The 24,440-nt window shown below is 46.7% G+C and carries 21 protein-coding genes; 8 read left to right on the top strand and 13 right to left on the bottom strand.

The window, feature by feature from the left end; all coding sequences use genetic code 11:
• Nucleotides 1–252 precede the first annotated feature (252 nt).
• Both FS373_RS30410 and FS373_RS30405 read right to left on the bottom strand, forming a co-directional pair.
• Entirely contained in the window at nt 253–1,122 is an 870-nt protein-coding gene (locus FS373_RS30410; RefSeq protein WP_152831432.1) for a cation diffusion facilitator family transporter, read from the bottom strand.
• Nucleotides 1,123–1,230: 108 nt separating this feature from the next.
• A complete protein-coding gene (locus tag FS373_RS30405) occupies nt 1,231–1,713 on the bottom strand; it encodes a Spy/CpxP family protein refolding chaperone (protein WP_407695622.1) in 483 nt (160 codons plus the stop codon).
• 252 nt (nt 1,714–1,965) lie between these two features.
• Between FS373_RS30405 and FS373_RS30400 the strand changes: the two genes are divergently transcribed.
• A complete protein-coding gene (locus FS373_RS30400) occupies nt 1,966–2,649 on the top strand; it encodes a response regulator (protein ID WP_144044533.1) in 684 nt (227 codons plus the stop codon).
• On the top strand, nt 2,649–4,028 hold the full coding sequence (locus tag FS373_RS30395; RefSeq protein WP_144044532.1) for an ATP-binding protein: 1,380 nt from the start codon (nt 2,649–2,651) through the stop codon (nt 4,026–4,028). Before FS373_RS30400 ends, FS373_RS30395 begins: the two co-directional genes overlap by 1 nt.
• Before the next feature lie 102 nt (nt 4,029–4,130).
• Here FS373_RS30395 and FS373_RS30390 read toward each other — a convergent pair whose 3' ends face one another.
• Nucleotides 4,131–4,799 carry a TetR/AcrR family transcriptional regulator gene (locus FS373_RS30390; protein WP_144048775.1) on the bottom strand — a complete coding sequence of 223 codons (669 nt, stop codon included), beginning with the start codon at nt 4,797–4,799 and terminating at the stop codon, nt 4,131–4,133.
• Nucleotides 4,800–4,931: 132 nt separating this feature from the next.
• Between FS373_RS30390 and FS373_RS30385 the strand changes: the two genes are divergently transcribed.
• Nucleotides 4,932–5,795 carry a LysR family transcriptional regulator gene (locus FS373_RS30385; protein WP_144044531.1) on the top strand — a complete coding sequence of 288 codons (864 nt, stop codon included), beginning with the start codon at nt 4,932–4,934 and terminating at the stop codon, nt 5,793–5,795.
• Nucleotides 5,796–5,910: 115 nt separating this feature from the next.
• Here FS373_RS30385 and FS373_RS30380 read toward each other — a convergent pair whose 3' ends face one another.
• The 3 genes from FS373_RS30380 to FS373_RS30370 all read right to left on the bottom strand — a co-directional run bounded on the left by FS373_RS30380 (nt 5,911) and on the right by FS373_RS30370 (nt 9,304).
• Nucleotides 5,911–7,086 carry a DcaP family trimeric outer membrane transporter gene (locus FS373_RS30380; protein WP_407695621.1) on the bottom strand — a complete coding sequence of 392 codons (1,176 nt, stop codon included), beginning with the start codon at nt 7,084–7,086 and terminating at the stop codon, nt 5,911–5,913.
• A 316-nt stretch (nt 7,087–7,402) separates the two neighbouring features.
• The gene (locus FS373_RS30375) at nt 7,403–7,756 is read right to left on the bottom strand and encodes a cytochrome c3 family protein (RefSeq protein ID WP_144044530.1); all 354 of its coding nucleotides are present in this window, start codon (nt 7,754–7,756) and stop codon (nt 7,403–7,405) included.
• A gap of 27 nt (nt 7,757–7,783) precedes the next feature.
• Nucleotides 7,784–9,304, bottom strand: coding sequence for a flavocytochrome c (locus FS373_RS30370; RefSeq protein ID WP_144044529.1), 1,521 nt, complete (start codon nt 9,302–9,304; stop codon nt 7,784–7,786).
• A gap of 267 nt (nt 9,305–9,571) precedes the next feature.
• On the opposite strand from FS373_RS30370, the gene FS373_RS30365 reads away from it, so the two are divergent.
• Nucleotides 9,572–10,489 (top strand): LysR family transcriptional regulator, encoded by a 918-nt coding sequence (locus FS373_RS30365; RefSeq protein WP_144044528.1) that lies wholly within the window; start codon nt 9,572–9,574, stop codon nt 10,487–10,489.
• A gap of 62 nt (nt 10,490–10,551) precedes the next feature.
• Here FS373_RS30365 and FS373_RS30360 read toward each other — a convergent pair whose 3' ends face one another.
• The 6 genes from FS373_RS30360 to FS373_RS30335 form a co-directional block, all read right to left on the bottom strand.
• A complete protein-coding gene (locus FS373_RS30360) occupies nt 10,552–11,532 on the bottom strand; it encodes an MDR family oxidoreductase (protein ID WP_152831429.1) in 981 nt (326 codons plus the stop codon).
• A 208-nt stretch (nt 11,533–11,740) separates the two neighbouring features.
• Nucleotides 11,741–12,223, bottom strand: a complete 483-nt coding sequence (locus FS373_RS30355) for an ankyrin repeat domain-containing protein (RefSeq protein WP_144044526.1) — start codon at nt 12,221–12,223, stop codon at nt 11,741–11,743.
• A gap of 11 nt (nt 12,224–12,234) precedes the next feature.
• Nucleotides 12,235–13,200, bottom strand: coding sequence for a hypothetical protein (locus FS373_RS30350; protein WP_144044525.1), 966 nt, complete (start codon nt 13,198–13,200; stop codon nt 12,235–12,237).
• 14 nt (nt 13,201–13,214) lie between these two features.
• Nucleotides 13,215–14,549: a sphingomyelin phosphodiesterase gene (locus tag FS373_RS30345; protein WP_152831427.1), complete on the bottom strand. Its 1,335-nt coding sequence runs from the start codon at nt 14,547–14,549 to the stop codon at nt 13,215–13,217.
• A gap of 405 nt (nt 14,550–14,954) precedes the next feature.
• Nucleotides 14,955–16,463, bottom strand: a complete 1,509-nt coding sequence (locus tag FS373_RS30340; RefSeq protein ID WP_144044523.1) for a catalase — start codon at nt 16,461–16,463, stop codon at nt 14,955–14,957.
• Between the two features lie 123 nt (nt 16,464–16,586).
• Complete coding sequence (locus tag FS373_RS30335) at nt 16,587–18,377, bottom strand: sigma-54-dependent Fis family transcriptional regulator (protein ID WP_144044522.1); 1,791 nt, start codon at nt 18,375–18,377, stop codon at nt 16,587–16,589.
• Between the two features lie 301 nt (nt 18,378–18,678).
• Between FS373_RS30335 and FS373_RS30330 the strand changes: the two genes are divergently transcribed.
• From FS373_RS30330 to FS373_RS30320, 3 genes are all read left to right on the top strand, one after another.
• Nucleotides 18,679–20,199 (top strand): aldehyde dehydrogenase family protein, encoded by a 1,521-nt coding sequence (locus FS373_RS30330; protein WP_144044521.1) that lies wholly within the window; start codon nt 18,679–18,681, stop codon nt 20,197–20,199.
• 158 nt (nt 20,200–20,357) lie between these two features.
• Nucleotides 20,358–21,890, top strand: a complete 1,533-nt coding sequence (locus FS373_RS30325; RefSeq protein WP_152831425.1) for a YjjI family glycine radical enzyme — start codon at nt 20,358–20,360, stop codon at nt 21,888–21,890.
• Nucleotides 21,875–22,801 carry a YjjW family glycine radical enzyme activase gene (locus FS373_RS30320; protein ID WP_152831423.1) on the top strand — a complete coding sequence of 309 codons (927 nt, stop codon included), beginning with the start codon at nt 21,875–21,877 and terminating at the stop codon, nt 22,799–22,801. The genes FS373_RS30325 and FS373_RS30320 overlap by 16 nt, the downstream gene beginning before the upstream one ends.
• Nucleotides 22,802–22,845: 44 nt before the next feature.
• On the opposite strand, the gene FS373_RS30315 is transcribed toward FS373_RS30320, so the two are convergent.
• Nucleotides 22,846–23,778 carry a LysR family transcriptional regulator gene (locus FS373_RS30315; protein WP_152831421.1) on the bottom strand — a complete coding sequence of 311 codons (933 nt, stop codon included), beginning with the start codon at nt 23,776–23,778 and terminating at the stop codon, nt 22,846–22,848.
• A gap of 184 nt (nt 23,779–23,962) precedes the next feature.
• Between FS373_RS30315 and FS373_RS30310 the strand changes: the two genes are divergently transcribed.
• The gene (locus FS373_RS30310; protein ID WP_152831420.1) at nt 23,963–24,427 is read left to right on the top strand and encodes a tRNA (cytidine(34)-2'-O)-methyltransferase; all 465 of its coding nucleotides are present in this window, start codon (nt 23,963–23,965) and stop codon (nt 24,425–24,427) included.
• Nucleotides 24,428–24,440: the final 13 nt, after the last annotated feature.

Genomic DNA, 24,440 nt, shown 5'->3' with positions numbered 1-24,440 from the left:
TTTAAAAATTAACTTTTTAACCGCTTACTTATTGCCCTGACTGGGTTTCAGCTTCGTTTAAGAAGACTGGTTTGCCGTGTCAGTGGATGCGCATTATAGGGATGTCAGCCCAGAGCGCAAGGGCTATTTCGAGAAAAAGTGATGTTTTTGGAACCTTATAACTTAGCCACACAATACCCACGAGTTACCCCCAGACTTACCCACAATTTAGAAGGGTTTTGTCCAAAATACAGGCTCAGCTCAAGTTATTAGCTATACAGGGTCTTGATGTATGATGACCTCAGCATCAGAAAATGCCTCTCTTATTCTCGCTTCGGTCTTATCAGCGATAACATGCGCCTCTCTTAAGCTAAGAGAACCATCCAGTTCTAAATGGCATTGAATAAATGTAGTCTTGCCTGATTCACGAGTTCTTAAATCATGGATGCCTTTAACTTGTGGGTCTTGTTGGGCCAACTTGACTATCTTTAACCGGGTGTCGTCGTCTAGCTCTCTATCGAGTAGGGACTGAATTGAGCGATAGCCTAAATCCAAAGCTTGTTGGCCAATGAAGATTGCAATAAGGATTGCAAACAAGCCATCAGCCCACCACCAGCCATATTGTGAGAGCACTAGCGCCACTAATACGGCTGCATTCAGAAATAGATCTGATTTATAGTGAAGTGCGTCGGCCTCTACAATAGTACTAGATGTAGCGGCTAACGCTTTCTTCTGCAGAACAACTAAAGCAAAGGTTAGGATAATAGCCACTATAGATACCACGACACCCAACATGGCATGATGAACTGGTGTAGGGTTAATTAAACGATCTCCACCATGAAATAATAGTAAGAAGGCGGAACCTAAAATAAATGCAGACTGAGCTAATGCCGCTAATGGCTCAGCTTTACCATGCCCATATCTATGATCTTGGTCTGCCGGGACTATGGCATATCGAATGGCGATGAAGTTAACTATAGATGCGAGCGCATCCGCAAAGGAGTCTGTCAATGACGCTAGCATGCTAGCAGATCCTGAGTACATCCAGGCTGCCATCTTAATAATAATAAGGGTCAAAGCTGTAGCCACTGCAGCGCGGCTAGCTAACTTGACCCAAAAGTCGTATTGGGAATCTTGATTCATGAGATCATATTTCTACTATATATAGCTATTAACTTTCTTGTTAAGAATAGCAAGCAGGGGAAGCCTATGACCTCAAGTGTATATCAATACACCTTTAAAAACTGATGACTAGTGCCAACCTTTACGTTCGCTTTTACGTGAATGGCCTTTTTCAAAGTTATCTTTGAACTGTTCTTGTTGCTCAGGCGTAAGAAGCTTATATATCTTATTCTGAACTTTCATCATCTCTAGCTTCTTATATTTAGCCTTATCTTGTCTCACTTGCATCAGCTCTTGCGCTTTTGTCTCATCGAAGCTATCGGCTGTGATCAAACTTAAGAACTCGGCTTTCTTGGCTTTACGCTCTTCCTTGGTAGGACGATTCTCTTTCATTGCCGACTTTTGCTCTTTCATTAGTGACTTAATTTCTGACTTCTGCTCGTCGGTCAAATCTAAACCTCTAAACATTTGACGCATACCACCATGGTGAGCCATACGATCGCTCTTCATATGATGCTGACCGTCATGTTGTCCATCTTCCGCGTATACAGCCGATGTCATAAGAGCCGTGCTTGCTACAATTGCGAGTAAACCTGCTTTAAATGTATTCATTTTCATTTCACTGACCTCTATCTGTGGGTGAGTTATCTCACGTCATTCAACACAATCTAGTTTAACGAGTTCAATGTAAGTCAGGGTTTATGCAAGGTAAATCACTGTAAATTTACTGAGTAATTATATTTCAATCTCGACTCAATCGACCTCTAATGCGATCTTTACTTAGACTTACATTGATAAACTGCAATTGACATCTAAAAAGGTATACTCCTCTTGTTAGCATATTGATTTAAGGTAAAGACACATATGAACCATCTGTTACTGATAGACGATGACTTGGGCTTGTCGGAGTTATTAGCACAACTTCTGGAATTGGAAGGCTTCGAGCTAACACTTGCCCATGATGGACAATCAGGCTTAGAACTTGCTCTGGATAAAGATTACGACCTGATTCTTCTCGATGTCATGTTGCCAAAGCTAAATGGTTTCGAGGTGTTGAAATCTCTCCGAGCTAACAAGCAGACACCTGTGCTAATGCTCACCGCTCGCGGTGACGAGATTGATAGAGTTGTTGGACTCGAGATAGGAGCCGACGACTATTTGCCTAAACCTTTCAATGATAGAGAGCTAGTCGCACGAATCAAGGCGATTATTCGTCGTAGCCATATTTTACCCAACGACAAGCAACCCAGTGTTTATGAATATGGCGATATCACGCTAGACCCGAGCCGTCAGGAAGTTTATTGTCAGGAGCAGCTACTCATACTTACCGGAACTGAGTTTGGTTTATTATTTGAAATGGTACAAAATGCAGGTGACTTGATAAGTAAAGATAGCTTGAGTGAGAAAGTACTCAATAAGAAGCTGATGCCATTCGACAGAAGCTTAGATATGCACCTTTCTAATCTACGTAAGAAGCTACCAGAACGTATGGATGGTAGACCCAGAGTCAAGACTATTCGCGGCAAAGGTTACATCTGGCTACCCTAATGACAGTGAGTAGACTCCCAAACCGCATATTTATTAAATTATTACTCGGCTTCTGGCTCTGCAGCTCCTTGATCATAGCCATTGTGGGTCTGCTACCTCTATTACAGCAAAACCATGACAGGGCACCGCTTCCCCCTCATCTTGCAAAGATGCTCGTCAGGGTTGCCGAACGGGTCAGTATACGTTTGGAAGACGGTCCCCAATCGATTAACAGCAGTCGATTTAAACGGCTCACTCATATCAGAGATAGAAACGACAAGCCTGTCCGTTTTTATATTGTCGATCATCAGGGCAGAGTCATTAACTCACACAAGGTATCTCGGGGTTTACGCCGCTTCATGCTGATGGCAGATGAGGCCGAACGGCCTATGACACATCAATTTAAGAGAGAATTGATTTTTGGCCCCTATGAGTTCGATGTCAAAGGAGAAAAATACTCAATTTATGGCAGACTAGCCGATCATCATCCACGCCCTTGGTTTTTCTTCTTCGCCGAAAATAAACTACTGACATTAAGTCTAGCCATCATACTCTCCGGCCTCTTATGTGGCCTGCTCGCCTGGCACCTGGGAAAACCGCTGCGAACATTGAGATTAAGCGCCGATGCACTTGCGGCCGGAGATTTAACCAGCCGTGTAGATAAGGCAACCACTAATCGCAAAGATGAGATTGGTCAGCTAGCTCTGGCATTTAACGGTATGGCAAATTCAGTTGAGAATATGGTTAAAAGCCAACAAAGGCTCATTAGTGATATCTCCCATGAGCTAAGAACACCACTGACCCGGTTACAATTAGCCTTAGCCTTGGCCCGTAAGAAGGGACAGGAATCAGCCGAAACGGAACGTATCGGCTATGAAGCAGAACAGCTAGAACAGATGATCGCTGAGTTGCTTGAGCTTTCTCGAGTAAAGCTCAACATTCACGATACTAAGCATCTAGTGTCGCTCAATGAAACCTTGAGTCAGGTACTCGATGATGCAGATTTTGAAGCTTCTCAGCAGGGCAAGCAACTCTTGATAGATATTGATGACGCTATCTCTATGCCAACAAGCCCTAGACCACTGGCTAGAGCAATTGAAAACTTGCTCAGAAATGCGATTCGCTATGCCGAGCAGCAGATCAATATCACGGCTCAAGCATCCGACACAGAAGTCACAATTATTATCTGCGACGACGGACCTGGCATCGAAAATGAACAAGATCTACATGCTATCTTCGACCCATTCTATCGACCTCAAACGGCTCGGGAGAGAGAGTCTGGCGGCTGGGGGCTAGGGCTGGCAATTACTAAGGCTGCTATTGATGCTCACCAGGGAGAAATAGTTGCAGATAACCTTACTCCCCATGGTCTTAGAGTCACTATCAAACTACCCAGCTAGCCATATTGAGTACATAAATAGTGAGACTAAGGATCATAATGGATGCTCACCAAGGAAAGGTAACCGCTGAGAACATTTTTCCCAGCGGCCTCAAAGTCAGCATTAAGCTACCGACATAAACATTTTTTGTTGATCATGCACTCGGTTATTGGCTGACAGCCAAGCTGAAAATTCAAGTTTAGTGGGGATACGTTTATCTGAGTGTCCCATCAGATGGGTTAGTGCGTAACTGAATTGATAGTACATCTGCACATCACCACTATGCTTATTAGCATCGTCGCTATTTATCATGGCGCCGCGTAAATAGTTGACCACGAGTTCAGCCCTGTCGAAACCGGCAACATCACCAACTTGGCTAATCAGGGCTTTATTCCACTGCTCATACTGAGAGTGAAGCTTCTCGAAGCGATGGCGGTAATACTCAGTCGCTTGCACTAAAATCTCAGCATTTGGCATCACACGCTCGATGACAAAACGTTGATTAAATAAAGTATCTCGCAGGCGCCAGCAGTGGTGAAATAAGATTCGCTTTAAAGGCTCGTTATAATTTAACTCATCTTCTTTAGCTTGAGTCAGCCAGCGGCTGTAATCGGCACACGCTACCGCGGCAATAAGATCGGCTTCTGAGGGGAAGTGGTTATAGATGGTTCCTTTAGAGATCTGGCTTGCCTTCACCAGATGTGAGCGACACAGATCGAATGTCTTATGCCCTTGCAGGCACCGTTGAGCGACCTCTATCAAGTAATTGCCACGCTGCTCCCAGTTACTCATCATCAACCTCATCACACTTCCAGTAAACAATCTAATTTCAACTTCACAATCATAAGGTAACAAGCTTCAATACAATTCGATATTGAGTAATACTGGTAGCACCATTTACTATTTCGATATCAACACACGGCCATGCTTAAGATTGAATTATTAGAAGGTTTTATCGCTGTCGCCGAGTGCGGAAATTTATCCAAGGCGGCGGAGAAGATCTGTCGGACTCAATCAACCCTGAGCCTGCAAATTAAAAAGCTGGAGGAGAGTGTGGGCCGGCCATTATTACTGAGGGATAATAAAGGTGTCACGCTGACAGAGTCAGGGGAAACCCTGCTTAACTACGCGTATAAGATGATGCAGCTAAATTCTCAAGCGCTCAATGAACTCAAAGATTGTCAAAACAAGGAAGTTATTCGCTTCGGTGTTCCTACCGATTACATTAATCGTTACCTCGATAGCTGCCTACTTGAGTTTATTCGCGAATTCACCTGCATCGAATTAGTCATAGATACCGATGTGAGTGGCAATCTCTATAACCGTCTGCATCAGGGCGAGTTCGATGTTATCGTCGCGACTCACTGGCAAGCACCAGCAGCAGGACATGGTGAACTACTGTTTGAACGCCGCTTTCACTGGGCAGCGGCCAAAGGCGGCAATGCCCACAAGCGCGATACCGTACCTATGGCACTCTACCCTGAAAACTGCCCTATTCGAGCCCAGGTCTTTGCCAACCACCAGATATCGATGCGTCCAATTAATGTTCTGCTTTCCACTCCCTCGCCAACGGCTCTGTGCATGGCAGTTGAGAACGATTTAGCCATTGCACCTATCGCAGAGTTTCGCATCAACGATAAGATGGAGATCCTCGATCCTATCGAACACAACCTGCCACCTTTGCCGGTATTTAATGAGTCCCTGTATCTCAATCCAGATACACAAACTAAAGCGACTAACCAGTTAATCACCTTGATTAAGGCAAACACTGAAAAGTACCAGAAATAACTCGTTCTTCAATTCTCACCCACAAAAAAGGAGGCTTTAAGCCTCCTTGAATTTTTCTTGAGAATCGTTGCTTCAGCAATAAATCACTTAACCCCAACATTCTAATTTTATATAGTTAAAGTGTATATTTAACCGAGAACGTCACTCGATTTAACTCACCGTCATCACCATTTTGCTTCGTGTTTTCAGCGTACATATACTCAACACCGACGGTCAAAGGCTTAACCGGTGAGTAGAGTAAATTCACATAACCAGAATACGATTCTTCATTCACTTCGCCACCCGTTAACGCGACATCATTATCGGCTTTAAAACCTGAAATAGTTAAACTTGAGCGCCACTTATCATTCCACCAATGACGATATGAAGCAAAACCACCGTAGGAACTAATGGCTTCAATATCACCCTCACTATTTAATACACCGGCATTGGCATAATTGAGCGCCATATAGCGGCCCATACCTTCACCCAGCGTAGCTGAAAGTTTGATATCGTCACTACCAACCGGAATGACACCGGTAAAACTGACACCGTAACCCATCTCCTGAGTATCCAGATCACCCAGCTCAATGTTTAGCTGTCTAGCTAAACCGGCAACGGTGAACTTAGCACCACCTTCCGTTTTAAAATTATAACGCGCAACGAAATCTGGCACCATGCCACTGCCGCTGGTAATACGAGGACCACCACCATATGGAGTCACAGTAGTCTCAGGATTCTCTAGTGCAAACTGGAAGCCTCCATTGGTATAACGAACCATAGATTGACGAACAAACGGCGTGCCTTCAGCCGCGCCGACAAAATCTAAGTTCTCAGGAAGCGCGCCAGGGTTTTGGAACGTACTCCAGGTCTGGCCCAGGGTCCAATTATCAAAACTGACGATGGCATGACGAATACGAGGAGAGTAACTATTTGAAATACGCTCATTACCATCTGCATGGGTCATGAAATCAAGTTCGATAAATCCACTTAACTTATGACCATCAAGATTTGTACTGGTTTTGAAGTTAAAACGTGACTCGCGAGCCTGAAAGTCGACAACTTGCTCGCCATTACCCTCTGCGCCATAAATAGCACCTGGCACATAAAACTGTCTGGAAATGGCCCCTGAACCCGGGGCACCATTGCTGTAATCACTGAACATGACGTCCGTTTTTACATACCCACCAAATTTGAATTCTGTATCTCCAGTTTGTGCAGTCGCACATGGAGTACTTAAGGCAACAACTACAGCTGTTCCAATTAAACTAAGTCTTCTTTTTTTTTGATTAATGAGAGTTTTCATCGACATATTTCTTCCTGAAAATATACTATTTTTCATCACATCACCGTTATATTCTTATTGTTAAAATGACCTTCCCTGAAAAGAAGTTAATTAAGGGAAGCTGTTTCACATGAGTGCCGCTCAACACTAATAACCGCATGAAGTCAGCTCTTAGGTTTATTGGCAAATCTAATTACCTAAGCCAAAGTCATTTCTTGCAAGGAACAAGCGACCAAGCGCTTGTCATTGTGAAAAAGCCAACCATATTCAGAAAACACAAACTAAATATGGCTGGTCGCTTCGGTTCAGACCGAAGGTGGGAAACTAACTAAACTTCAGCACACTACTCTTTATGCTTATCAAACTTAAAAGTATGACAATTGCTGCACATAGGCTTCTTAGGCTTATGTTCGCCATGACATTCCTGACAAGGAAGATCCTTACCATAGTGCAGATTATTATGTGGATTCTGCCACCGATCCTCTTCGCTACGTGCAGTCTGCTCGGCTAGGTCATCAATATCATGACACTGCAGGCAGGCTTGATCTGATGGAAATTGCTTGATGCCATTGTCATGACATGTCTTACAATCCTTACCAATCACCTCTTTATGATGGTCACGCATCTCTACCGCTTGAGCCGATAAACTCACTAAGCCAGTTAAGACCAGTGCGAGTACAATATTTAGTTTTTTCATTATTGATTCCTCTTATTACAGGTCTAATTAGGCTTTCATCATGCTGCGTGCAGCTGTCATACCCATCACCATACACTCTGGAATTGAGCAGCTACCGAGACGGCTTACCCCATGGATCCCGCCACAAACTTCACCCGCAGCATATAGACCTGAGATAGGTTTTCCCGTGAAGCTATCTTTAACCTCAGCTTCAGTATTCACCTGTACACCACCTTGGCAGTAATGCACTTTCGGCCATAAACGAACCACGGTAAATGGTGCTTGGATATACTTGTCCTTCGCCTTAGTCATGTTCTTACCGAACTGCGTATCTTCGCCGGACTTAACGTAGCTGTTGTACTCTTCGATCTGCGCCTTAAGCGGCTTCAGTGGTACTTCGAAGTGCTTGGCTAATTCTTCAATCGTGTCAAACTTCCAACCTACATTGTACTTAATCACTTTCTTGGTATTAGGATGCTTCTTTGAATCCTTATAGCTGGTGATCAAGATAGGAGGTAGCGCCTCACCTTTCTCATCTCGACAGCCCAACTCGGCATCGGCGCGAGTCTTACGGTCAGCAATTTCATTCATGAAACGCTTACCGGTCAGACGGTTGATCGCCATTGAATGAGGGAAATTATAGATAGAGTAGTTAGACACATAACCGAACCCACCTTCATCTGGTGATGCCCAAGGGCCTGATTGGATATGAGCCAAATGCACTGGGATTGCACCTAAACGGAACATCTCATACATACCTTCACCAGTCGCACCTGGTGCGTTAGTGCAACCCACTTCAGAAGTTAATGTCGGGTCTTGCGCCATACGCAGATCAATATTCTGAGCGAAACCACCAGTCGCCATGATCACACCGCGCTTTGCTCGGATCTTAATGACTTTACCTGGCTGATCTTCACCGAAATGGTAGTTTTCACGCATTTTAACGCCAAGAATTTCGCCTTTCTCCCCCACTAAGAAACCTTCGAACTTAGAGCGATTATGGGTCTTAACACCGATCTTTTTACACTCTTTATAGAGAGGTTGGGTGATACCGGCGCCACAGCTCACAGTAGTCTGGTAAGTACGGGCAACCGAATGACCACCTAACTGCTGTAAGTATGGATGAAACTCGGAGCCCGCATCCATAGTCATCTGTAGCGCTTCAACTGCATGCTCAGCCACATGTCTTAGTAGCGCCTCATCGGCAACACCACGGCCCGACTTCATCTGATCAGCAACCATTCTTTCTACTGAGTCCTGCACACCTTCTTTCTTCTGCATAGGCGTACCTGGAGCTGCAAAAAGGCCACCATTGATAGCTGAGTTACCACCGAAATATGACATCTTCTCGAAGATATGAACGTCTTTTGCACCTTTACGTGTGGCTTCGATTGCTGCAGCTAAGCCAGCAAAACCAGAACCAATAATTAGCACCTCAACTTCTTTATCCCATTTAACTCCGTCCGCTTTTTCAGAAATGGCCATTGCTGGTGCTGCTATTGCCACGCCGGCAGCAGCTCCCATTCCTTTTATGAAATTACGGCGTCCAAGCAGATTGTTATTGCTCATCTGTCATCACCCTTTATAGTTTTTTTCGACAAGATGATCATAAAGGTGGAATCAGTTCCAAAACGGGAGTTACAAAACAGTGTGCCAAAACATTTTGATAACATTGTGAAAGTTCAGACTAGGTTCAAATTCACGTAAAATTACAACTTTAGAGGTATTTTGGACTCGATTCCAAAGTCAGATAAAGAGCTCGAAAGGTAAGGAAAACCAAGCGTGGGGCACACCATGGTGTTAGTGTTATGAGAAGAAATACCTAAATAAGTGTGTATGGAACTAGAAGATATCTACCGGCAGGATCTAAGTTTGCTAATCGCATTACAGATCTTGGTTGAAGAGTGTAGTGTTACTCAAGCCGCTAAGCGCTTACATCTGAGCCAATCTGCCACCAGCAGAATTTTAGCTCGTCTGCGAGAAATGCTTAATGACCCTCTCTTTACCCGTGTAGGACAAAAATTAGTACCCACTCAATTCGCCCTAGATTGTTATTCACAGTTACAACAACCTACAGGGCAATTGATTGAGCTACTGACTCCCAAAGAATTTAACCCAAGTGAATGTCAGCAAAAATTCACCATCGCCGCCACAGACTATGCGATGCAGGCCCTAGTGCCTTTCGTACTACCAGAAATCTACAGTAAAGCCCCCAATATCAAACTCGAGGTCATACCGGTTCAACATAGGGAATTACAATCACAATTAAGCCAGCAAGGAGCTGACCTGGCTATCTGTCGGGCAATCGGTCAAACCCTCCAGCTCAGTCAAGAATTTCTCGGTAAAGTCGGCGTAAGCTGCCTATTATCGCCCGAGCATCCTTTGGCTGATTCAACCCTCACATTAGCAGATTACCTGCACTTCCCCCACGCGACCATAGCCATCAGCGATGGTGTGAAGGCCCTGGTTGATTCGGCTATTGTGGCACATCCCGATCGTAATGAGCTACTAAGAACCTCTCATCTAGACAGCGCGCTAGCTTTATTAAAATTTCATCCTTTGATCATCACCTTACCTGAGGGTATGGCTGAGCTTGCAGCATCGAAGCATAGACTCAGGCTTAAACCACTTCCTTTTGAGATCCCAGCATTAGACTACAACCTATTTTGGCATTCCAAATCTGAGCGGGATAAAGCCCACAAGTGGTTAAGGCAAGAGATAACGGTTTTAATTCGTCAGTTGCTTAAGCAATAATCCAGACAATAAAAAGCCCAGCAAAATCTGGGCTTAGATAGAAAAGCGACGGAGCAATAACGTTAAACTTTAACCAGTACTCGGCCAGTGACTTGGCCTTTAACTATCTTATCGGCATAGGTTGCGACCTCATCGAGTTCAATGGTCTGAGCCGCTTGCTGATAGTAACTTTCCGGTAATAGCTCTATGACTCGCTCCCAAGCTGCTTGGCGCTTTTCCAAGGGACATGAAACCGAATCGATACCGAGTAGGCTTACACCACGTAAGATAAATGGCATAACCGTTGTAGGCAGTGCAAAACCGCCTGCAAGACCACAAATAGCTGCGGCGCCGCCATAGTTCATCTGGGCCAGCGCCGCTGCCAGCACTTTATTGCCTACTGTATCGACAATGCCTGCCCAGCGCTGCTTCTCTAATGGTCTAGAATCTTGCTCTAGCTCGCTACGTTCGATCACTTCACTGGCTCCGAGTGAAATCAACAACTCGCTGTTTTGCTCGACTCGTCCAGAGCTCGCCACAACCTTATAGCCCAGTCTCGCAAGTAAAGATATAGCTACTGAGCCCACGCCACCGCTAGCACCTGTCACAAGAATCTCACCAGATTCAGGTGTGATCTTGGCATCTTGTAATGCCTGCACACATAACATGGCGGTTAAACCCGCCGTGCCGATCATCATGGCCTTCTTGGCATTACAAGCTTGTGGCATAGGGACTAACCAGTCGCCTTTAACACGAGCCTTTTCTGCCATGCCGCCCCAGTGATTCTCACCAACTCCCCAGCCAGTCAAGATAACCTCATCACCCTTTTTATAACGCGGATCGGCTGATTCACTCACCACACCGGCAAAGTCGATACCAGGGACCATAGGGAAATTACGAATAATACGGCCAATTCCAGTTACAGCCAGTCCATCTTTATAGTTCAACGATGAATAAGCGACATCGACTAACACCTCACCTTCGGGGAGATCAGACTCTTGGAGCTGAGTGATGTTTGCTAGAGTACTTTTGCCTTCCTGAGTTAAAACCAGTGCTTTGAACATGATGAACTCCTCTGAAATAATACTGCTAGCATAAAGCAAAAGTCATCATGCTTAAATTGCATTATTTGCATATGTTACATGCATGGAAGACATAGATATCAATTCCAAACCTTACCAAACAGAGTGCAACCGAGTGACAAACCAGAAGAGCGATTTGTCACTCTGATTCAAACTCCAACTTAGTTGTTTAAACTTATATTCAATAGCATTAAACAGAGTCTTTGATCGCTTTGAGTTTGTCGGCTTGGCCCCAGTAACGGGCAAACTCTTCCAGACTCATACCCGACTTATTGATTAGGCTCTCATCACATTCGTAAGAATAAAGCAGACTGACAATACGAAACTCAGCCTTAATCAAGGCCCCCATGATCGCTGTATTACCCCGTTTGTCTTGCACGCAAGCATTGGCCCCTCGCTGTAACAGCAAGTCGGTTACCGAATATTGTCCGGCATATGCGGCGACCATCAGAGCGGTGTAGCTCTTCTGATTAGCTTGATCTATGGGGAATCCAGCATCGATAAAGGTACTCAATACTTCAATGTCTCCCACTCTGGCCGCGGCGAAGAAGTAGTCGCTCAGCTGCTCAGGACTCGCCAGAGTCTCGGCGCCAGTGCCGACAGGTTTAGCATATATAGGCGTAGAAATGACAGCCCACAGAAACACAGATGATATGAAGCTATAGATATTCATGACGGTCCTTATTAATTTTTAGCAAAGAAATTTAAACGGTATTCATACTGACGTTGAGCCAGATATCTCTCCCATTGTGCCGGGCTAAAATGTGCCCTATCGGTTTGCCTCGAGCTCATGAGCTCACGATTCAGCGCATCGAGTCCCTGCCTGTAGCTCTGTACTTCCATAACCTGATGAGCTACTTGTTCTTGCCTGTGCAGGATAGATGTCTGTTGAATCTGGGTCAGGAACTTATCTCCCAGAGCCCGGGTCACAGACTCTCTGTCATAGGCCGAATAAGAATCGGGGATCAGAGTCAAGCCATGCCCATACTTAGCCAGATCAGACTCAAGGGCCATGCTGGCTAAATCATCATGCTGTTCCCTTAATAACTGCTCGTATGCGTCGATGAAGCCGGATGCATCTTCCTGCTCGCTTAATTGCTGACTCTTTAAAGTGAATTGGTATTGTGCATATTCATCCTTAAACACCAGCTCGGCATCGTCACCCCAGACTTGCCGATCGATATATTTGACCTTGGCTATTTTTTGCTCCAAGGAGATATCCTGGGACACTAGCTCCAGCCCCAATAGCTCCTCTCTGGCCTGCTCATTCTGTAAAAAGTGCTCCAGCAGCACATAACGTTCTTGGCTCAGATATCGCTTCTGCTCAAGCAAGTCCTGATCACAGTTATCTTTTGCCACACAATCCCGCCAGAATCGGGCTAAAAGAGTCACTAGATCCCTGCCGGCACTTTTCTCGATCTCCCTGCTGCCCTGCTTGTCCAACTGCAGTCCACTCGCAGACAAGAACTCTGATCCCATGGCTGCAGGGAACTCCTGTACTTGAGTCGAGGTTAACTTTGTATCTGTAATGCTTGAGTCTGTGGCAACTGGAACGAGTGGCAGCCCAACCTCCCCTGCAACAATCAGATAAACCGCGCCGCCCCCCAGAGTGGCGATGAGTAAGATTCCGATATATTTAGTGTTCAACATATTCAGTTAGCCTGCTAATACAAGACTGTGGTCACAGGAAAATGGTCCGACAAGTTCCAATGCTTCCACAATCGGGGATCTGTGGTTCTCGGCACTAATACCCGATTAGTATTATTCGGCTTGGTTAGATATTCATTGCTGACCACTATGTAATCCAGATATTCGACATTTTCACCACCCGAAGCTGGCGCACCGGCGAATTTATTGACTCTTGGATCGAAGGTCGACTCAGTATATCCAGCATACGCCGGCGCCGAAGCGTCTAAGTTGGCCAGCATATTGGCGTAGTCATCCTCAAACTTCCGCTTATTGACATTAAAATCACCACCATAGACAACCATTTCATTGGCAGGAATATTCATCGAAGAAGCAAACTCGCGTATCTGCCTGAACTGACGTTGGCGATAATCACGGGCCGTATCTGTATCGAATGAGGCTGTATGAGTGGCGAACAAGTGATAGGCCTTACCTCCCTTTATCACCTCGGCGTAATTGACCCCCTTATCGGTAAAGCAATCAGTGCCGGTGCAATCGGGGAACACGTACTGACTCTGGTTGACTATGGGGAAGCGACTGACTAAGACCACTCCACCATCATAGATGTTAACCCCGGGCTTATTGAGCATCTCGGTCTGGAAGGGATATTCCTCGGCCAACTGACGCAAGAAGTCTCCCCGCCCAGATGCAAACACCTCCTGTAGCATCAAGACATCATAGCCTCGCATATACTCGGGTAATATGGCTAAGCGGTCTTGGATATGAGAAGCAATAACAGGTAAGGCCCAGATGTTATAGGTCATCACCTTGAGCAAGTCTTCATTGTCATCCTTTTGCTCGTCTATTTTCCCCGGGGTGAGAGCATAATAAATATCATCATATCGTGCGGTGTTGTCCGCCTTGAATGACAACTCTGAAAGTCCTGAATATGGACTGAATGTCTGATACCGATAAATATCGCGATTGTCTTGCCATTGCAGATCTAAATCGTCAGCGCTGGCACCATGCTTCATGGTCGAATTATACCAGTGACCCTCGACTCTCTGATGCAAGGAAACAGACTCCCCCAGCTGATTAGTGAGCCGGGTTTCAAAATTGTAGTCTCGCCCCGACTTAATCCCTTCCCAACGATTAAAACTCAGCACGACTTTGGTCTCCCAAGGGCCTAAACTGTCCGTGTGTTGTTGCCATTCATTGCCTTTCTCCAGTCTACCCGAGCCGGTATGGATAACATCCACCGACATTATTTGATTTGAGTTATTGGTAACATAAATGTCACTGTCGGCAAGCGCTGGTAAAACCCATAAAACGGATATGCCAAGGGCCAGAATGGATTTTTCTAATGGGTTCATATCATTTCCTTCGATTAGAATGCATTAAATCAAATTCCCCCGAAACAAGGCGATATCGCCTAACGCTAACTCCGAAGGCTTGATGCAGAGATCTCGATATTATGTTGCTATTTTCCGGCACTATTTCGCCATAAGATCATGACTGAATAATTACACTAATATGAAACCTCGCACGGTTTCCGCTAATTTACACCTACCCATTAGAGTTAAATAGCAAAAGCCACCACCTAAACAGATAAATAATCTAAGAGCGTGAGCTCGGTTATATCGAGTCCCCCACCAAATACATACGGGTAAAATTCGGGAAATGCCCGCAAGACGCACTCTCTAAACAGGGCAGAAAAGAGCTTAATATACGTCTTGCGGGACTTAATGGATCACAGCTTGGTACGAGTTAAGTCATGGCTACATCTTGGCGCTTTGCTTCACGTCACTAAGGTTACCGTCTACCGCTTTAGTTAACCTTTGACCAAAGTCTTTGTCGGCGCGATAAAAATGACTCAGCATCTGTGTCTTCACGTTAATGTCACTGACCTTACCTAAGTCACCAGCTAGGTTAGTGATCAAATCGGTTTTATCCTGCCTGCTTAAGCTACGGTAGAGCACCCCAGCCTGAGAGAAATTATCCTGTTTAGTGATGGCATTCTGCTGCACATACCCAGTAAGTTGAGTGTTTACCGCCTTATACTGTTTATCTTCGGCTAGATCTAAGTGTGCACTCGGTTGATAATTGATATCGGAACGAGTATTAGCGTAGTTTGCAGCGCCTTCCTGATTGTGATTTATCACCTTCACTTTTGCTCTGTTGATAGGCAGCATGGAATGATTCGCCCCTAGACGATACATCTGAGTATCGGCATAAGAGAATATTCGCCCCTGAAGCAGGCGATCTTCCGATGGCTCGATTCCGGCAATCAAGTTTGCAGGTGAAAATGCCGCTTGCTCAGTTTCCTGAAAGAAATTATCCGGCATTCTATTCAACGTCATGGTACCCACCTTAGTCTCGGGAATATCCAACCACATCTTAGTCGCATCTAATGGGTTATAATCAAAGTCACCTAACTGCTTTGACGATAGCACTTTCACATAGAGATCCCACTTAGGGAAATTGCCTTGACCTATCTCTCGATAGAGGTCATCAGTCATATGGTTAAAGTTTTTACCTTGTACTTCAGCGACTTCATTAGGACGAAGTCCTTTTACACCTTGCTGACTCTGCCAATGAAACTTGACGTAATTAACTTTATTGTCTTCAGTCACCCATTTATAGGCATGAACACCCCATCCATCCATTTCACGATAGCTTTTTGGCGTGCCTAAATTGGTATAAACCCAGGTCAACATGTGAGTCGAGCCCGCTTCGTGACTAAAGAAATCGAAGAATCGATTGGGATCTTGAATATTGGTCACTGGAGATGGCTTAAGAGAGTGCACCATATCTGGGAACTTAATCGCGTCTCGAATGAAGAACACAGGCAGATTATTCCCTACCAGATCCCAGTTGCCCTCATCGGTATAAAATTTTGTCGCAAAACCGCGAGGATCTCTTAAGGTTTCAGGAGACCCTTTCGAATGAATGACCGAAGAGAAACGCACGAAAACAGGCGTCACCTTGCCTTTCTCCGCGAAGGGAGTCGCACGAGTCAGTTCACTGAAATCGCCACTGGCAACAAATTCGCCATGTGCTCCGGCGCCACGTGGGTGTACCACACGCTCTGGGATTCGCTCTCGGGCAAACCTTTGTAGTTTCTGTATTAGCTGAACATCTTGCAACAACACACTGCCATTGCTACCGGCTGTAATAGAATTTTGATTATCACCAACACCTGCGCCGTTATCTCGAGTGATAGTCTCGGCCTGAACGCTTAGCGTCAAACCCATAGATATAAATAAAAGGCTTTTGGAAATATGCATATCAGTTCCTCCATATGCATTATCTAAAGCTCTTTTCTGCCTACAAACAGTATATTCAAAAAATGAATTAAAAGAAGAGATCTAAATCGATTAAGGTAATCACTAAATTCTATTAGCAATTATTTAACTCTTAATACCCAATAGTTTTAACTTGCGATAAAGAGTATTACGACTGATCCCCAGATGCTTAGCACACAGGCTGACATTGCCCTGAGACAGAGCATAGGAGGCAATAATGTTGCTATTAACCACGCTTGCTAATTCATTATTCTGGGGCACTGTGACCAGTCCTGTACTCACCTTTTCCTTAGCTAGAGTTTGCTGTAAGTTATCCGGCAGATGCCCCCAGTTAAGCTCCTGCTCGCCTTCTGACATCAGACACACGACCTGCATCAAGTTATCCAGCTCACGCAAATTTCCCGGCCAGTGATAGCCAAGCAACTTTGCCAATAGTGATACCTCTATTAGCTGAAGTGACACACGATATTTTCTGTGGAGTTTATGAATGATGCGCTCGATATCACTGCGCTGCCGCAGTGATGGTAAGGTCACCTGCAAACCATTGAGCCTGTAGAAGAGATCTTGCCTAAACCGACCATCTTTCACCAACTGTTCGAGATCTGTGTGGGTAGCCGCCACGACCTGAATATCCACCTTGTAGCTGCGGTTGCTACCGACAGGGGTGACCTCCCTCTCCTGTAATACCCGCAATAACCGGCTTTGGGTCGCCAGCGGCATCTCACCTATTTCGTCCAAAAATAGGAAACCACCATCGGCTTGACGAATTTTACCTAAGTATCCGCTCCTACTGGCGCCGGTAAAAGCCCCGGCTTGATAACCAAATAGCTCAGACTCGACTAAATCTGCGGGTAAGGAGGCGCAGTTGACTGCAACAAATGCATGGCCGCAACGCTTACTTTGGCTATGTAACTTAGTCACGAACTGCTCTTTTCCCACACCCGTTTCACCTAATACCAGCAGGGGAATGCACTTGCCTACGACCTTATTGGCTTGCTGCCAGGCACGCTCTAATTTAGGGTCTTTAAATCGCACCGCGACTTTATGACCTAGTACCTGAGTCTGATTGGGTTTTATGGCCTGAGTTTTAAGATGCAGGTCTCTATGTTGAGATATGGCTTCACTTTGGGGCCACTGGCTACCAATATAACGCTCGATGTCCTCACCTACACCCGGCGTATTCAACAATTTCTTCGCCATGGCATTAGTGCCTAAGATCTTACCTTCGCTATCGGCGATGACGATACCTTGCCAGCCCGAGTCGAGCAGCGTTGCTTGCTCGGCCAAGTCGATTCGATAGTGACTATGTGGCAGATGACAGAGTAAAGCCGTTTCAACTTGTTGAGCCAGACTGGACACTAATAGTAGGGTTTGCTGAGTATGTCGCTGCTGCTCCGTGGTGATATCTATGGCAGCGATCATCTCACCGGCAGGAGAAAATATCGGACTGGCGGTGCAGCTCATAAATCTATGCTGCTTAATAAAGTGCTGCTCACCAATGACAGATATGGTTTGTTTCGCCTTTAGTGCAGTACCAATTGCATTAGTGCCTTTATGCTGCTCCAGCCAATTAACCCCGACATCCAGTGCAATATTAGCTAGCTTATCTGAATACTTGCTCACTCCCCAATGACACAGCACATAGCCTTCGCAATCAGACAAAATCAGCCGGCTCGAAGTGTGTGACATGAGTTGACTAAATAACGGCAGCGCATGGTTTTCTACCAGCTCTATAAGCTGTTTATGATGAAAATTCCGATCTTCCAGTGCGCCTCTATCTAGTCTCATCTCCTCAGGAAGACAGGCTTCAGTAAGCCCTGCACCTTGGCTGCGTAGCCAGGAATCTGATAGCCAATGCTGCATGTTCTCTTGCTGAGCGCCGAGTTTTAGTGTCATAGCAGTGTTCCATTTTGGCACACTCATGGTGTGCACTTATGCCACAGTGCGGCCGCTATACCAGTGCAACTTCTTGCTGGTTTTCGCACATAAAGACATCAAAAATTAGTTTTTCATCATACTGTTACCTCACAGATATCACAACTCCGGCCAGCTTGGCCCAATGATTGCGATATCCCCCAGGAAAGTAGCACTTAGGTAGAGAAAACTCTTTGCACTTAAAAACAATAAGATACAACAGATGTATCGGCTAATGACTCAGTAAGAGTTAACTAACAAGACAAATTAAAGGACAAATAGCATGAACTACGCACAACCAGGAAGCGACGGCGCCAAGATCAATTTCAAAGACAAGTATGACAACTATATCGGCGGCCAATGGGTAGCCCCGGTCGGCGGCGAATACTTCCAGAACAGCTCACCCGTTAATGGCAAGGTGTTCTGTCAGGTCGCTCGCTCGGACGAGAGAGATATCGAACTCGCACTGGACGCTGCACACCAAGCCAGAGAGTCCTGGGGGAAGACCTCAGTCACAGACAGATCCAATCTGCTACTCAAGATTGCCGACCGTATCGAGCAGAACATCGAATATCTGGCTATCGCCGAAACCTGGGAAAATGGTAAGGCGGTGCGTGAGACTCTCGCCGCAGATCTCCCCTTAGTTGTCGATCACTTTCGTTATTTCGCTGGCTGCATCCGCGCCCAGGAGGGTAGTGCTGCCGATATCGATGCCAATACGGTCAGCTATCACTTCCCTGAGCCATTAGGTGTCGTCGGTCAGATCATCCCCTGGAATTTCCCCATGTTAATGGCGGCCTGGAAAGTCGCCCCGGCACTAGCGGCGGGTAACTGTATCGTCCTCAAGCCTGCGGAGCAGACGCCGGTATCTATCCTGGTACTGGTCGAGCTTATCGAAGATCTGCTACCTGCTGGCATACTCAATATCGTCAATGGTTTTGGCACAGAGGCTGGACAGGCATTGGCCACCAGCAAGCGTATTGCCAAGCTGGCCTTCACAGGTTCGACAAATATCGGTCAACATATTCTTAAGTGCGCCGCCGACTCACTGATCCCCTCGACGGTAGAGCTGGGCGGTAAGTCACCCAATGTCTTCTTCGCCGATGTGATGGATCATGAAGATGAGTATCTAGACAAGGCAATCGAAGGCATGTTGCTGGCCTTCTTCAATCAGGGCGAAGTCTGTACCTGCCCATCTAGGGTACTCATCGATGAGTCTATCTACGACAAGTTTATGACCAAGGTTATCGAACGCGCTAAGACCATCAAGCAAGGCGATCCTCTGGATACCGAGACTCAAGTCGGCGCACAGGCATCCCAAGAGCAATTCGATAAGATCTTGAGTTACTTAGCCATAGGTAAAGAGGAAGGGGCCGAGCTATTGTTAGGCGGCGATATCTGCAAACTCGAAGGCGGTCAGAGTGGCGGTTTTTACATCAAGCCGACTATCCTCAAGGGCACCAACGATATGCGCATCTTCCAGGAGGAGATATTCGGCCCGGTGATCTCAGTGACCACCTTTAAAGATGAAGCCGAGGCACTGGCCATCGCCAACGATACCGAATACGGTCTCGGCGCCGGAGTCTGGACTCGTGATATGAACAAGGCACAGCGTATGGGACGGGGGATCCAAGCGGGGCGCGTGTGGATTAACTGCTATCACGCCTATCCGGCACATGCCGCATTCGGGGGCTATAAACGCTCGGGGATCGGACGTGAGACCCATAAGATGATGTTAGATCATTATCAAAACACCAAGAACTTGCTTATCAGCTACGACATCAATCCTTTGGGATTCTTCTAAGGGGAGTCGACTCCCCTGAGGCAGACTGTCTCAGGGGAAAACTGTGACTTGAGGCATCGATTTTCCATTTTGGAAACAGACGCTGCAGGGTTTTTCACTGTTGGCCAATGAGCTTAGGGAGTAATTTAGTCAGTATCATTCATATATGGATAATGCAGATGACTTCCCAAGACACATTCAGTCGTATAGTGACCGACACCAGCCTAACGCCAAAACAGAAATCGAATTATCTGGCCCTGGAGGCCGAAGCCAGCCTGCCATATCCTCAAGTCTCGAGCGCCGTCAGACAGGCGATGGACTCGGGGATCATCTGCGACATGTTCGAGGGCCATGCCCCCTTTAAGCCTCGCTATGTACTGCCCGACTACGCTAAGTACCTGGCTCAAGGCTCAAAATACCTGGAGCTGGAGCCGGCACGTAATCTTGATGAGGCCATCAATGCCTTAACCATCATCTATCACCATGTGCCTTCGGTGACCAACATCCCAGTCTACTTGGGTCAATTAGATGAGTTGCTGATGCCCTATGTGGCCAAGCTGGATGATGAAACTATCTATAACAAGCTGAGGCTATTCTGGATCATGCTGGATCGCACCTTGCCCGATGCTTTTATGCATGTGAACATAGGCCCGTCAGATAACATCATCTGCCGCACTATTTTGCGTGTTGACGCCGAACTGAAGCAGGTCGCTCCCAACCTCACCTTTATGTACGATCCAGACACCACACCCGATAAGCTGCTGCAGCAGGCAACCGACAACATCTGCGAGTGCAGCAAGCCCCATATCGCCAATTACCCGATACATGCTCAGACTTTTGACGACTCAGGTTTCGGCATAGTCAGCTGCTACAACTCACTGCCGCTGACGGGTGGGGCCAACACTCTGGTTCGTCTCAACCTCAAGCAAGTGGCAATGCTCGCCATAGACACTCAGGACTTCTTCACCAATACCTTGCCCTATTATAGCCAACTCATGTATGAATTGATCCAGGCCAGAAGTCGCTATCTCCATGAAGAGTCACACTTCTTCACCAGCTTCCTGGTCGAAGAGGGCCTGATCCTGGAGACGAGATTTGCTCCCATGTTCGGTATCTATGGCATGGCGGAGGCAGTGAACTGCCTGCTGGGTGAGACCAAGGCATCATCTAAATCATACGGTCACTGTGAGACCGCCAATGAACTTGGCTATCGCATATCTGCGGCACTGGACAAAATAGTAAAATCGACACCTGTAACCTACGGATACCGTGGCCGAGCGCTGCTGCACGCTCAGGGCGGTATCAGTCTGGATAAGGACGTCACCCCAGGAGTGCGCATACCCTATGGCACCGAGCCGGACCCTGTTACCCATATTCAGGCCTTGGCCGAGCATCACCAGTATTACTCATCCGGGATCAGCGAGATACTGACTATCGATGAGACGGTGAAATCGAATCCACAAGCCATGTACCAGCTATGCAAGGGAGCCTTGAGTCTGGGACTGCGTGAGTTCACCGCTAATGTGGCCTCTAATGATTTGGTCAGGGTAACAGGCTACATGATCAAGCTGTCAGATATCGCCGCCTTTAAGCAAGGAGGTTCGCGTACCAATACCACGGGCCTAGGTGCAGAAGCAGCGGCCAATACCGGCATCTTAGATCGTAAGCCCAGAGTCACCAGTCATGAGCAAGCGCCTTGCTACGAGTCCTAGAGCAAGCCTGTGGGGATCCTGTCCAGCAGATAAAAAATGAGAGAAGCGCAACCGTCTCTAAGATATTGAACTTCTCCTGTGTCGACGGCCCCGGCAATAGACTGGTCATCTTCCTCCAGGGGTGTAATTTTGACTGCAAGTCCTGCCACAACCCTCACACCATAGGTAATTGTGATAGTTGTGGCCTATGCATCCCCTCCTGTCCAGCTCAGGCCCTGTCATTGCGTGAGAGCTATGGAGCAAGCGTTATTCATTGGGACAAAGATCTGTGCATCGAATGCGATGCATGTCTGGAGGCATGCCCGAAACAGGCAAGCTCTAAGACCTGCCAATACACAGTGACCCAGCTCTTGACTGTTATTCGAAAAAATAGCCCTTTTATCACAGGAGTCACAGTCTCCGGCGGCGAAGCCAGTCTGCAACTCATGTTCATTGTAGGCCTGTTTTCAGCCTTAAGATCCAGCCCAGAGCTGCAACACCTTAGCTGTATGTTGGACACCAACGGCAGCCTAAGTGAGTCGGGCTGGCACAAGCTATTACCTTATTTGGATGGCGCCATGGTCGATCTTAAAGCCTGGCAGACAGAAACCCATAAATGGCTGACGGGCCGGGATAACCACAGGGTGTTTCGCTCTATTGAGCTACTGGCCAGCTGGGGTAAGTTATATGAAGTCAGGCTACTACACATTCCGGGAAAATCTGACTTCGACTCAGAAATAACGGCCCTGGCTGGGTATCTGCGGCGGCTGCCGAGTTCGACTAAGATCAGACTCAATGCCTTTAGGCATCATGGTGTAAAGGGAGAGGCACTAGAATGGCAAACCTGCAGTGAAGCGGATATGACGGCTCTGGCCGAGGGACTCACTCGACTCGGAATAACCTCTTTAGTCTTACCTTCCGCCTACCTATGAGTTTTTTATTTAGCTATCCCTAGTCATTCCTTAGTCTAAATTTGTTATTCTGTCTCGCTGCACACCAATATCTGCTCATAGAGCCAACGTTGGGCGGGATCTTTCATAGCCGCACTATGCCACACCAGACTATAGGCCACTTCGCCATAATCGAAGGGCAGGGTTCGGTTAACTAGCCCCTTGGCCTGTAGCGCCATCTCGGCCCAGCGACGAGAGCAGGTAAAGAGCAGTTCTGAATGGTGACACATCAAGGCTGCGCTACCAAAGTCTGGCAGTGAGATACTGACTTTTCTGCGGCATTGCAGCTGTGCCAGCTGCATCTCAAAGAAGGGAATATTCAGATCGCCGTCGGTGATGCCGATATGACCGTAACTGAGATAGTCATCCAGACTCAACTCTCCTCGCCCCCTCTCTGCTAAGAAATGATCTGGATTCATCAGACATACCATCTCATCCTGAAACAAGGTTTTCCACACCAGCTCATGCCTTGGGACTGGCGGCTGACTGAGATCGTGGGGCAAGATGATAAAATCCAGCGAGCCTGCGATCAGACCATCGAAACCGACACTGTCCTTGGTACTGATATCCAGCCTGATATTGGGTGCCAAGGCAAGCACATGGGCACTCAATTTAGCCGCCAGCAGTTCGAAGGTACTCTCACGCATGGCCAGTGAAAAGCGCGTCTCACAGCTGGAAGGATCGAATTGGTCTTGGCTCAACAGCTGCTCCATATCATAGATCATCTGCTGTACACTCGGTCCCAACCTACGCGCCAGAGGTGTCGCCACCAGCTTGTTACCATGGCGATAGAAAAGATCGTCCCCCAAATTACCGCGCAGCTGACTTAAGGTTTTACTGACGGATGAAGGGCTTAGACAGAGTCGCTCCGCGGCAGCTGTGACACTCAAGGTATCTAACATCACATGTAAAGTAATCAGATGTTTCATGCTGATACGGGATAATTTGACCAGATCCATACACTTCCTCACACCCACGATGCATTGTTTTAATGCTGATTTTTCACTCCAGAATATAAACAGAAACCAGGCCTGGCGTATACTCTAGCGACCGAGAAACAAGACGGAGCTCACCCACTGCGGGGATTTTTTCTTGCCTGCTTTATGTCATAATCTCACTTCATTATTATTTAGGCAGATCAGCATGTTTCATATCGCACTCTATGAGCCCGAAATCGCTCCCAATACAGGTAACATCATACGCCTGTGCGCCAACAATGGTTGCCAGCTACATTTAATTGAACCATTAGGATTCGATCTCGAAGAGAAGAAACTACGCCGTGCGGGATTAGATTATGCCGATCTCACCTGCATCACCCGCTATAAAGACTATGCAAGCTTCCTCGTAGCAATGAAAGGAAGGCGCATCATGGCCTGCACGACTAAAGGGAGTCGCCCTCATAGCGAACTCAGCTTCGAGAAGGGAGATGTACTCTTATTTGGGCCGGAAACACGCGGACTTCCCATAGAAATCATCGAATCTTTGCCAACGAGCCAGAGACTCAAGATCCCCATGGCGGGAACAAGCAGAAGCCTTAACCTCTCCAATGCCGTCGCCATCATCAGCTATGAAGCCTGGCGTCAAATCGGCTTCGAAGGGGCGTTATAAGCCTTGTGACAAA

Source organism: Shewanella sp. YLB-07, from assembly GCF_009377275.1.
Note: the sequence above shows the minus strand (reverse complement) of the source record. Positions and strands in the feature narration are given on the sequence as shown.